The 11,149-nt window shown below is 59.9% G+C and carries 10 protein-coding genes; 7 read left to right on the top strand and 3 right to left on the bottom strand.

The annotated features are described in order from the left end of the window. From ABYT07_RS02930 to ABYT07_RS02920, 3 genes are all read right to left on the bottom strand, one after another. On the bottom strand, positions 1–1,111 hold a 1,111-nt coding region (locus tag ABYT07_RS02930), incomplete at its 3' end, for a bifunctional enoyl-CoA hydratase/phosphate acetyltransferase (protein ID WP_372989333.1). A gap of 70 nt (positions 1,112–1,181) precedes the next feature. Beyond that, positions 1,182–2,975, bottom strand: a complete 1,794-nt coding sequence (locus ABYT07_RS02925; protein WP_372989332.1) for a PHA/PHB synthase family protein — start codon at positions 2,973–2,975, stop codon at positions 1,182–1,184. A gap of 167 nt (positions 2,976–3,142) precedes the next feature. Next, a complete protein-coding gene (locus tag ABYT07_RS02920; protein WP_372989330.1) occupies positions 3,143–3,316 on the bottom strand; it encodes a hypothetical protein in 174 nt (57 codons plus the stop codon). Between the two features lie 204 nt (positions 3,317–3,520). Between ABYT07_RS02920 and ABYT07_RS02915 the strand changes: the two genes are divergently transcribed. The 7 genes from ABYT07_RS02915 to ABYT07_RS02885 all read left to right on the top strand — a co-directional run bounded on the left by ABYT07_RS02915 (position 3,521) and on the right by ABYT07_RS02885 (position 11,109). Continuing rightward, complete coding sequence (locus tag ABYT07_RS02915) at positions 3,521–4,525, top strand: DnaJ C-terminal domain-containing protein (protein WP_372989329.1); 1,005 nt, start codon at positions 3,521–3,523, stop codon at positions 4,523–4,525. Then, entirely contained in the window at positions 4,522–4,851 is a 330-nt protein-coding gene (locus ABYT07_RS02910; protein WP_372989328.1) for a hypothetical protein, read from the top strand. Before ABYT07_RS02915 ends, ABYT07_RS02910 begins: the two co-directional genes overlap by 4 nt. A gap of 101 nt (positions 4,852–4,952) precedes the next feature. Further along, entirely contained in the window at positions 4,953–6,851 is a 1,899-nt protein-coding gene (locus ABYT07_RS02905; RefSeq protein ID WP_372989327.1) for a heavy metal translocating P-type ATPase, read from the top strand. Then, positions 6,848–7,984 (top strand): ABC transporter permease, encoded by a 1,137-nt coding sequence (locus ABYT07_RS02900; protein ID WP_372989326.1) that lies wholly within the window; start codon positions 6,848–6,850, stop codon positions 7,982–7,984. Before ABYT07_RS02905 ends, ABYT07_RS02900 begins: the two co-directional genes overlap by 4 nt. After that, positions 7,984–8,772 (top strand): ABC transporter ATP-binding protein, encoded by a 789-nt coding sequence (locus tag ABYT07_RS02895; protein ID WP_372989325.1) that lies wholly within the window; start codon positions 7,984–7,986, stop codon positions 8,770–8,772. The genes ABYT07_RS02900 and ABYT07_RS02895 overlap by 1 nt, the downstream gene beginning before the upstream one ends. Further along, positions 8,772–10,487 carry an MlaD family protein gene (locus ABYT07_RS02890; RefSeq protein ID WP_372989324.1) on the top strand — a complete coding sequence of 572 codons (1,716 nt, stop codon included), beginning with the start codon at positions 8,772–8,774 and terminating at the stop codon, positions 10,485–10,487. The genes ABYT07_RS02895 and ABYT07_RS02890 overlap by 1 nt, the downstream gene beginning before the upstream one ends. Positions 10,488–10,491: 4 nt before the next feature. After that, a complete protein-coding gene (locus ABYT07_RS02885) occupies positions 10,492–11,109 on the top strand; it encodes an ABC-type transport auxiliary lipoprotein family protein (protein ID WP_372989323.1) in 618 nt (205 codons plus the stop codon). The last annotated feature ends 40 nt before the right edge of the window (positions 11,110–11,149 follow it).

The raw sequence follows: 11,149 nt of genomic DNA, 5'->3' as shown, positions 1-11,149 counted from the left end.
TCTGCCCGCGATCAGCCATCTTGCACAGCGCTGCTGCATCTAGGGTCGATGCGATGCGCGGGTTCACCGTTTCGACGGCGGACAAGATCGCGACTTTGGGCAGATCTATGCCAAGCGCCAGCGCAAGGTCGATTGCATTTTGCACGATGTCCCGCTTGATGGCCAGATCAGGCGCGATGTTGACTGCGGCATCGGTAATCAAAAGCGGTTTGGGATAAGTCGGTACGTCCAGCACATAGGCATGGCTCATTCGGCGTTCGGTGCGCAGGCCGAGGGTGCTGTCAACAACAGCTTCCATCAGTTCGTCCGTGTGCAGCGACCCTTTCATCAGGGCGGTGACCTTGCCTGCGCGTACCAGCGCCACGGCCGCTGCGGCGGCGGCGTGACTATGCGGGGTGTCGATGATGTCGATACCCTCAAGGTTGCGGTCGGCCTCGCGGGCAGCGGCGTCGATTTTGGCGCGCGGTCCTACCAGTATCGGCAGGATCATCCCTTGGACTGCTGCATCTAGCGCACTGCCTAATGATACCGGATCGCAGGGGTGGACGATCGCCGTGCGCACCGGATCCAGCGCGTCGGTTTGCGCGATCAGCCGGGCATATTGCGCCCCTTGTGTGTGCAGATGCACGTCGGGCAACACTGTTCGCGGACGGCGGACCTTTTCACGCGGCGCGATGACCAGCGCCTCGCCTTCGATCACGGTTTTGCCGGACTGGTTGATGCAGGTGCACGCAAGGGTCAGCCGGTTCTTATCCAGCTTTTGCGTCACCTCGACCCGTACCGTCACGGTGTCGCCCACGCCAACTGGGGCCTCGAAGTTCAGAGTTTGCTTTAAAAAGATCGTACCGGGGCCGGGCAGTTCCGTCCCCAACACAGCCGAGATCAGCGCACCGCCCCACATGCCATGGGCAATAACGCCGTGAAACATATCGGTCTTGGCATATTCAGCGTCAATATGGGCTGGGTTCACATCGCCCGACATCACGGCAAACAGTTCGATATCCTGCGCTTTTAACGTCCGGATCAGGTCAGCATGGTCGCCGACCGAAATTTCGTCATAGGTCTTGTTTTCGATATACTGCATCGGAGGACCTGGATCAGGTGCGGTCATGGACGTCTCCGGTATCTACGCTGCGATTGGCTGTGGCGCGCGCCCGATTTTGCGGTGTTTTCCAGTGGTTTCATTTTTGCATCACATAGCTGCCCGGCGCATTGCAGATCACCTTGTAGGGGCCCGAAGGCGTGCCGGTTTTTGGCGGTGTGACAGGTTTTCCAGAACGTGCGGCAAGCCAGTCGGAAAATGCTTCCCACCATGATCCGTCTTTCGGGGCGTGGTCGGCCCGCCAGTCATCGGGATCGCGGTAGGCCGCATTTACGGCAGTTTTGGCGATCCTGAAATGGCGGCCCGGATGTCCCGGTTCGGACACGATGCCTGCGTTATGCCCGCCATTGGTCAGCACGAAGGTCACGGCGGTGTCAGCATACAGATGGAACTTGTAGACCGATGGCCACGGGGCGACGTGGTCGTCTTCGGTTCCTACGGCAAAGATCGGCGCACGGATATCTGCAACGGCGATCGCATCCTTCCCGACGTGATAGCGCCCTTCGGTCAGGTCATTGTTCAAGAACAGCTTGCGCAAGTATTCAGAGTGCATTTTTGCAGGCATCCGTGTCGCATCCGCATTCCACGCCATCAGATCAAAGGCACTGGGCCGCTGGCCCAGCAGGTAGGCGCGGATCGCTGGTGCCCAGATCAGGTCGCGGGCGCGCAGCAGCGCAAAGGTGCCTGCCATCTGGTCTGTGGACAAGAAACCCTCTTGCGCCATCATATCTTCGATAAGGGTGACCTGACTGTCATTGATGAACAAGCGCAGCGGTCCCGCCTCGGTAAAGTCGACCTGTGCAGCAAGGAACGTCGCGGTTGCCAAGCGGTCATCATTGTCGCGCCCCATGGCTGCCGCTGCGATCGCCAACAGCGTCCCGCCAAGGCAATAGCCGATGGCATGCAATTTATCGGCCTGCGTGATGGCAAGCGCTGCCTCCATCGCAGCCATCACCCCAAGCTCACGGTAATCCGCCATGCTCAAATTGCGGTCAGACGCATCCGGATTCTTCCACGAGATCATGAAGACGGTAAAGCCCTGTGCCACCAGAAATGCGACCAGAGAATTATGCGCCGACAGATCAAGAATATAGTATTTCATGATCCAGGCAGGCACGATCAGGATCGGTTCAGGGCGCACCTTTGGGGTGGTCGGGGTGTATTGGATCAGCTCGATCAGGTCGTTGCGCAGCACGACCTTGCCGGGACTGGTTGCCAAATTACGTCCGACTTCAAAGGGTTGCGGGCCAGCAGGCTTGGCTATGCCGATTTTTTGGGCCATATCAGTGAACAGGTTTTCGGCCCCGCGGACCAAGTTCTGCCCCTTTTCGCGAAAGGTCGCAGCGATCACATCGGGGTTGGTCAGCGCGAAGTTCGACGGGGCGGTCGTGTCAACGATCAGGCTGGCTGTGAACGCCAAAAGGTCTTCGTGGGCTGGGGCGACGCCGTGGACGTTTGTCATGGCATCTTGCCACCATTGCCACGTATTTTGGTGGGCCAGTGCCCAGACGTTGAAGGGATATTTCTGCCAGCCCTCGCCGTCAAATCGGCGATCATCGGGGGGGCAAGGCAGCTCTTTGCCAAGGCTGGCGGCCCAGATCTCGCGGCTGTTTCTGATCGCCTGCTGGGTCATCTGCAATTGCTTGCCGGGGGACACGGCCAGATGGACTGCCCAATCCATCCATGCCTCTGCCAATACCGATGGGGCCAGCCCTGATGTCGCGGTGGCGACGGTCGAGTGGGCCAAACGGTCCAGTTTCTCGTAGGTTTCTTCATGGCGCGTCGCGGGTGCCGCAGGCTCTGGGCATTGTGCCTGAACCAGACCATTCGGGCGTTTCGTGACAAATGGGATCAACTTGGGGTCGGTTTGCATACCGTGCCCTTCATTTGAAGGCGCAAAAACGCGTTTTTGGTGGTGACACTATTTTGTACGCTGCAATGCGGCATTGATCTGGCTCGATCTGGCGGTGAAAATAATGAGGCGCGGCGCATGTTGATGCCACTGGACCGCGCCGGACAGATGTCCAAAGGACATGTTTGTTAGACAGGCATGTTGTTGAACATGTCTTCTTCGACAGCATCAGCGGTGGTGGGTTTTGCCGGTTTATCATCTGGCATCGGCTTTTCGGCGGTCTTTTTTGCTGCAGGCTGCACTTTGTCGTCATCCTGTTTTTGCACGACGGGTTCTTGATCGGTCTGTTTTTGTGTCATCATAGCCTCATTATCCGGGTTGGGTTGCGGTTTGTTGCGTATCATCTGCCTTGGAATGCGGGATTGAATGCCTTGACCTTTGGCATCTTCAATCCTTGAATAGGACATTCTGGATCGGGGAACATTGATCTAGATCAGAGACTGACCAAGACGGGCATGAGATGGATACCTTAATCAGCTGATGCCATTATTCCGGATTGCGAACCCATGACTGCACAAGGACCACAGAAAACACGCGATCCCTATGAAGTTCTTGGGCTGACCGCTAAAGCCACAGCCGACGAAATCAAGAAAGCGTACCGCAAGCTGGTGCGCACCAGTCACCCGGATCTGCATCCCGATGACGCGGCCGCCGAGGCGCGGTTCAAGGCTATCTCGACTGCCTATGATCTGTTGAAAGACCCCGAAACCCGCGCGCGGTTTGATGCGGGTGAAATCGACGCGCATGGGGCCGAACGGCCCCAGCGCCAGTATTACCGTGATTTCGCCGATGCACCCGACAACGTCTATCAGCAGCGGCACGGCGGCGGTCCCGAGTTTGACCCGTCTGACCTATTCGCCGAGATTTTGCGCAACCGTGGGCGCACAGGCGGTGGCTTTGGTTTTGACAGGGCAGGCGACGAAGGCTTTGGGGGCGGTTTCGGCGGGCGGGGCCGTGCGGCTGCCGGGGCCGATGCACAGTATAGGCTTGAGGTTCCGTTTCTCGATGCGGCCCGCGGCAGCGAGACGCGCATCACCTTGCCAGACGGCAAGGGCATAGCTGTGAAAATTCCCGCAGGCACGCAGGACGGGCAGACTTTGCGCCTGCGCGGCAAAGGTGGGCCAGGGTACGGTGGTGGTCCTGCGGGGGATGCATTGATCACAGTTTCCGTACTGGACCACCCTGTATTCAAACGCGAGGACGACGATATCGTTCTGACCCTGCCCATCACATTCGACGAGGCTATTCTGGGTGGCAAGGTCACGGTGCCTACGATTGATGGACCTGTTGGGTTGACGATTCCGGCAGGTGCAAGTTCGGGGCGGGTTATGCGGTTGCGGGGGCGTGGCCTGGTCCGCAAGGGCCAAAAGACCAAAGGCGACCAGCGGGTCGAGTTGAAAGTCGTCGTGCCCAAGGAACCGGATGCGGAACTGCGCGATTTCCTGACCGGCTGGCGCGAGGCCCATGCCTTTGATCCACGCCAGGATCTGATGAAAGGGGCCGAAAAATGACCGATTTATTTTCAGAAGACGACGTAATCACCACTGTTACGCGCCTGACCCGCAGCCAGTTGGTGCGGTTCGTCGAGGTCGATCTGGTCAAGCCGGCCCGCATCGACGGTCGGCATATGTTTCGCGAGATCGACATTGCCCGGCTGGAGCTTTTGTGTGACCTTTCAGAGGATCTTGAACTGGATGAAACTGTCATCGGAATCCTGATTTCGTTGATCGACCAATTACATGCCGCACGGAAGGACAGTGTCGTGATGGCGCGCGCCATTGACGCGTTGCCGAGCGATCTGCGCAGCCAGATCAGTGCTGCGATGACACAAGGCTGATACTGAAAGCGGGGCTGATACCGATAACGGCCGGACTGGCCGCGATTGACAGCCCTTTCAGGTCAAGATCAACTTGTGAATGGTTCTTAGGATGTTCCCGAATGTTTCATGATCCCCCAAAGATGGTTCTGCTGCTGTTGTCTGCCTTGGGGTTGGCCATCGGCGCAGGGCTTTGGATGGCGGGCATGCCCGGGATGGCGCATTGGGCTTGGGGGGCGGGCGTGGTGCCTGTTCTTGCCGCTTTGTGCGTTGAGATCATCCGAAGCCTGATCAAGGGGGACGTCGGGCTTGATATCGTGGCGGCGTTGTCGATGTCTGCGGCGCTTTTCTTTGGCGAAACCCTTGCCGCTGCCGTCGTCGCGTTGATGTATTCCGGCGGTACAGTTCTAGAAAGCTTTGCCGAAGGGCGTGCCCGCCGCGAGATGCGCGATCTGTTGGCACGTGTCCCGCGCACGGCGACGCGGCACCGCGACGGCCAGCTTGAGAAAATAGCGCTTGATGCGATCATGCCCGATGACCTGCTGTTGATACGGCAAGGAGAGGTGGTGCCCGTCGATGGCACGGTTGCCAGCGAACATGCCATGCTGGATCAATCCGCCCTGACGGGCGAGGCGATGCCGGTGCGCCTGATGCGCGACATGAACGTGATGAGCGGGGCCACCAACGCAGGCGAGGCGTTCGACCTGCGTGCCACGCGCGAGGCTGCTGACAGCACCTATGCCGGGATCGTGCGGCTGGTTGAGGCAGCCCAGAAATCCAAAGCTCCGATGGCGCGGATGGCGGACCGCTATTCGCTTCTGTTTTTGGGGGTGACCGTGGCGCTGGCGGTTGCTGCGTGGTGGTTCAGCGGTGATCCGATCCGTGCGGTCGCCGTTCTGGTGGTGGCCACACCCTGTCCGCTGATCCTTGCCGTGCCGGTCGCATTGGTGGCGGGGCTGTCGCGGGCTGCGGGCTTTGGCGTGCTGATCAAGGGCGGCAAGGCACTTGAGGCAATGGCCCGTATTCGCACGCTGATTGTCGACAAGACCGGCACCCTGACCGACGGGCGACCGCAGATCGTGTCGGTCAGTTCTAGCGGTGAACTGACCGAAGACGAGGTCCTGTATTTCGCGGCAGCATTGGACCAGGCATCCCAACATCCCGTCGCACAGGCTGTTGTTGCCGCGGCCCATTCAAAAGGCATCAAGCTGGGTGTGCCTAGCAAGGTCAATGAGATCCCCGGCGAAGGCGTGTCTGGTACAATAGACGGTCGTGATGTCGTGGTCGGCGGCATGGATTTCGTCGCCGGGCGCATGGCGGTCCCCGTTCGCGATGGTGGACCGCAAGAACCGGGGGCGGTTCTGGTATCGCTTGGCGTGGACGGAAACCTTGCCGGAGAGCTGGTGATGGCGGATGCGCTGCGGTCTGATACGCCGATGTTGCTGGCGGGGCTGCGGCAAAACGGGATTGAACGCATCGTGCTGGCAACCGGGGATCGCCACGCAGTGGCGGTGGCGGTGACTGATGGTCTGGCCCTTGACGGGGTCCATGCCGATCTGACGCCGGATCAAAAGGTGCTGTTGGTGCTGTCTGAGCGCAAGAACGGTCCGGTGATGATGGTCGGGGACGGGGTGAATGATGCACCTGCACTGGCGGCCGCCGATGTGGGCGTGGCGATGGGCGCGCGCGGGGCTGCTGCGTCCGCCGAAGCGGCCGATGTGGTTTTGCTGGTCGATAACCTTGCCCGCCTGCTGCCCGGTCTGATCGTCGCGCGTGGCGCGCGCCGGATCGCATTCCAAAGCGTGATTGTAGGGATCGGCCTGTCCGTCGCAGGGATGATTGCAGCCGCTTTGGGGTATCTGACCCCTGTGCAAGGTGCGGTGCTGCAAGAGGTGATCGACGTGGCCGTGATCCTGAATGCGTTGCGGTCGCTGCGGATTGATCCGGGCCCGATGCCCCCACAAGCCACGCAAGGGGAAAGCCAAGCGGCATCCCCCATCTCCCAAGGCCAAACAGCATGAGCGAGGCCGTCCTAAAAGACAGTGCCGCGGATGCCGGTTTTTCCGTCACCGCCGCGCGGCTAGAGGTATCAGGCGATCTGCGCATCGCCGCGGTCGAGCGGCTTGATCGCTCTGCATTGTTGCAGGAGGCACACGATGTCACTACCATAGATATCGGTGGCCTGACGCGGATCGACACCGCCGGTGCATGGCTGTTGGTTGATTTGCACAACCGGCTGTCTGCTGGCGGCAAAGAGGTGGAAATCAAGGGCGCAAGCGATGCGCAGGCCCAGTTGATTGACGTCGTGCGGGCCAGCATGCCGCCCCAAGACATGGCGATGCCAAAACCCAAGACGCTGCTGGATCAGATCGAAACATTGGGCCAGATGGTGACACGTGGCGCGCGAAAGACGGTCGAACTGACGTCCTTTCTGGGGCAGGTCGTGGCCACGTTGGTTGGCATCTTGTTTCATCCGCGCAGGCTGCGGCTGACCTCATTGGTGCATCACTGCCAAGAGGTCGGGTTGAACGCGGTGCCGATTGTTGCCTTGATGGCGTTTCTGATCGGTGTGGTGCTGGCATTTCAGGGGGCCGTACAGCTGCGTCAATTCGGGGCCGAAGTCTTTGTCGTGGATCTGATCGCCATTTCCGTATTGCGCGAGCTTGGCATTTTGCTGACCGCGATCATCGTGGCAGGGCGGTCCGGGTCGGCGTTTACCGCCGCCATCGGATCCATGAAAATGCGCGAGGAAATCGATGCGATGCGCACCATCGGGCTGGATCCGGTGACTATACTGGTCGTGCCGCGCGTTCTGGCGCTGATGTTGATGCTGCCTGCGCTGGGCCTGATTGCAGATATCTCGGGCCTTGTCGGTGGCGCGGTCATGTCGTGGATCGAATTGGGCGTATCGCCTGCGGTGTTCCAGTCGCGACTGGTCAGCAATACCGATGTCTGGCATTTCGGCGTCGGCATGATCAAAGCCCCGTTCTTTGCGCTGATCATCGGCATCATCGGGTGTTACGAGGGTATGAAAGTCGGCGGCGATGCGGAATCTTTGGGGCGGTTGACGTCGACGTCGGTTGTCCTGTCGATTTTTATGGTCATTGTGATGGATGCTATGTTTTCGATCTTTTTCGCGATTGTGGGGGTTTGATGTCGGACGCTGTCGATGATCCCATCATTCGTGTGCGTGGTTTGACCACGCGTTTTGGCACCCATACCGTCCATGACGGTCTGGATCTGGACGTGCGCCAAGGCGAGATTATCGGCGTGGTTGGTGGATCGGGGACGGGCAAGTCGGTGTTGTTACGCGCCATCGTGGGCCTGCTCAAACCGGATGCAGGGCAGATCGAGGTGTTCAATCAAACTGTGCGCGACACCTCTGAGGAGGATTATCGACGCCTGCGCCGCCGATGGGGCGTGATGTTTCAGGATGGCGCGCTGTTTTCATCGCTGACCGTGCGCCAAAACGTCGAGGCACCGATGCGCGAGCAATTGCACCTTGAGGAAACCCTGCGCGAGACGCTGGCAGCCATCAAGGTGCGCATGGTGGGTTTACCGGAAAACGCGCTGGGCAAATACCCGTCCGAACTGTCGGGCGGTATGCGCAAACGGGCAGGGTTCGCGCGGGCCATCGCCCTTGACCCCGAGATTGTGTTTCTGGACGAACCTACCGCAGGGCTGGACCCGATCGGGGCGGCTGCATTCGATATCCTGATCCGCCAGCTTCAGGCGGCCCTTGGGCTGACGGTGTTTCTGGTCACCCATGATCTGGACAGCCTGTATGCGATCTGTGACCGCGTGGCGGTTTTGGCCGATAAACGCGTGCTGGCCGTTGGCACAATGCAAGAGATGCTTGAGGTCGATCATCCTTGGGTCCGCGAATATTTCCACGGGCCGCGGGCGCGTGCTGCTTTTACGTCTTCGGGGGCAACTTCCTAATGGAAACACGTGCAAATTTCATTTTGATCGGGGCGTTTACGCTGCTGGCGATCCTTGGCACCTTGGGGTTCTTTATCTGGCTGGCAAGCGTCCAGATCGACCGGCAATATGCGACCTATGGCATTTTGTTCGATGACGTTTCGGGGTTGGACCCGTCGGGTGATGTGTTGTTCAACGGGATTTCCGTGGGCAAGGTGATCGGGCTCGAAATTTACGCCGAGGACCCTTCCAAGGTGCTGACAACCGTTGAAATTGACAAGGCAACGCCGGTAACCTCGGGAACCGTTGCGCAGTTGCAGTCCCAAGGGGTGACGGGTGTGGCGTATATTTCCTTGTCCGGCGGCGCGCTGCGGGCAGGCCCGATTGAGGTGCCCGAGACGGGGTTGCCGATGATCGCGTCGAAAAGGTCCACGGTCCAAGCGCTGGTCGAAGACGCGCCGGACCTTTTGGCGCAGGCGACCGAGCTGTTGAAACAGTTCCAATCCCTGACCGGCGCGGAAAATCAGGCTTATGTGACGCGCATTCTGCGCAATCTGGACGCTTCTTCGGGGCAGCTGGATCAGGCGCTGACCGATTTTTCCAGCATCACGGGCACGGTCAGCGATGCTACAGCCCAGATTACCCAATTCACCGGGCGGCTTGATCGTATCGGTTCATCGGTTCAGACTACGCTGGAGAAAAGCAATTCGGCGCTGGAAGCGGCGCAGCGTGCCTTTGATACGGCCGATCAGACGATGACGGCCTCTGGTGCTGCGATCAAAAGCGTCGAAGGGACGTTCGCTCAATCGGAACTTCTTTTGCGCGACAGGGTCCCTGAAATTCTGGCCGGTATTGCGGCGGCGGTGGCGCGGACCGATGCCGCGATTGCAGACTTGCAGAACAGGTCGGGCGATGCGCTTGACGGGTTCGGCCAGACTGCCGATTTGTTGAACGCGCGGCTGACAGAGTTGGCGGAAACGCTGGCCAAGGCGAACACGGCATTCGTTGCGGTAACTGACGCCTCGGACAGTTTTGATACGCTCGTCAGTGGGGAGGGGACGGTCCTGATAGGCGATGCCCGCGCAGTCTTGGCCGACGCCAAAGTCGCGATTGCGACGATCCAGAGCATCGTTGAGCAGGACGTGCCGGTGATCATGACGGATATTCGCACGGCAGTCGCCGCGGCATCGGACGCGGTGGACAGTGTGGCCAAGGATGTGACCGGGCTGACCGGCAGGTTTGATCCGATGGCAGCGGGGGCGGAACAGGCGCTGGCATCGGCCAACGCGCTATTCACGCGCGCCCAGACCAGCCTTGGCGCGCTGGATGGTGCATTGGGCAGCGCGCAAGGGGCGCTGGTTTCTGCCGAGACAGCCTTTGACGGTGCGAATGACGTGCTGCGGACCGATGTTGGCCCGATGCTGTCGAATTTGCGTACGGCGGCGGACCGGATCAGTGTCGCCGTCGAAGACGTGACCCGTGACATCCCCGCCATAGCGACCGACTTGCGGGCGCTGATCAGCCGTGCGGATAGCGTCGTGGCGCAGGTCCAAGGGGCCGTGTCGGCCAGCGCGCCGGGCATCAGCGGATTTGCAAAAACCGGATTGCCCGAACTGACCCGCCTGTCAGCCGAGGCGCGCAGTCTGGTCAGCACCCTGAGCAGCCTAGCACGCCGGATCGAAAGTAATCCCGCAGGTTTCATACTGGACAACCGTGTTCCCGACTATAGAAAGTAGCGCTATGACCACTTTGAAAATCACACGTCGGATCGCTTTATTTGGAGGGATTTCCGCCCTTAGCGGGTGCAGCGCAGTGGCGGCGCTGAATTCTGCGGGAGTTCCGCTGGATACGTTCGATCTGCTGCCGGCCGGGGGGGCCACCAGCGGTCGGCGGACATCGCACAGCTTGCTTGTTGCACTGCCCCAAGCACCTGCCGCCATCGCGAGCGACCGCATCGTGGTCAAACCTGATCCGGCGTCGATCACCTATTTGCCCGCGGCCCGTTGGAGCGACGAAGCCCCCGTGCTGCTGCAATCGCTGCTGATCCGCAGCATCGCTGCAACCGGCAGGATCGGCTATGTCGGGCGCAGTGACGGTGGACCGGTGCCTGACACAGCGCTTTTGGTGCGCATGGATGCATTCGATGTGAACGTCATGCCGGACGGCACGATGCTGGCAAAGGTGGATATTGCCCTGACGGTTCTGGATGATTCCAATCAACGGCTGATCGCCAGTCGCAGTTTTTCGCAATCAGCGCCCGCCAACGATGATACGCCAGCAGCCATCGTTGCGGCCTTTCAGACGGCTCTGAATAGCTTGTTGCCCACGGCCACAGATTGGGTGATGCGCAACGCCTGAACTGACCCAGCGTTTTGAAAACCAATAGGCAGGGGCGGGG

Source organism: Sulfitobacter sp. (assembly GCF_041552635.1).
Lineage (GTDB): Bacteria > Pseudomonadota > Alphaproteobacteria > Rhodobacterales > Rhodobacteraceae > Sulfitobacter.
Note: the sequence above shows the minus strand (reverse complement) of the source record. Positions and strands in the feature narration are given on the sequence as shown.

Bases quoted from the DNA above. Each gene is read 5' to 3' on its own strand.
- ABYT07_RS02895 (WP_372989325.1), top strand. From the start codon at position 7,984: ATGTCGGACGCTGTCGATGATCCCATCATTCGTGTGCGTGGTTTGACC.
- ABYT07_RS02925 (WP_372989332.1), bottom strand. From the start codon at position 2,975: ATGCAAACCGACCCCAAGTTGATCCCATTTGTCACGAAACGCCCGAAT.
- ABYT07_RS02905 (WP_372989327.1), top strand. From the start codon at position 4,953: ATGTTTCATGATCCCCCAAAGATGGTTCTGCTGCTGTTGTCTGCCTTG.
- ABYT07_RS02890 (WP_372989324.1), top strand. From the start codon at position 8,772: ATGGAAACACGTGCAAATTTCATTTTGATCGGGGCGTTTACGCTGCTG.
- ABYT07_RS02920 (WP_372989330.1), bottom strand. From the start codon at position 3,316: ATGATGACACAAAAACAGACCGATCAAGAACCCGTCGTGCAAAAACAG.
- ABYT07_RS02915 (WP_372989329.1), top strand. From the start codon at position 3,521: ATGACTGCACAAGGACCACAGAAAACACGCGATCCCTATGAAGTTCTT.
- ABYT07_RS02900 (WP_372989326.1), top strand. From the start codon at position 6,848: ATGAGCGAGGCCGTCCTAAAAGACAGTGCCGCGGATGCCGGTTTTTCC.
- ABYT07_RS02910 (WP_372989328.1), top strand. From the start codon at position 4,522: ATGACCGATTTATTTTCAGAAGACGACGTAATCACCACTGTTACGCGC.
- ABYT07_RS02885 (WP_372989323.1), top strand. From the start codon at position 10,492: ATGACCACTTTGAAAATCACACGTCGGATCGCTTTATTTGGAGGGATT.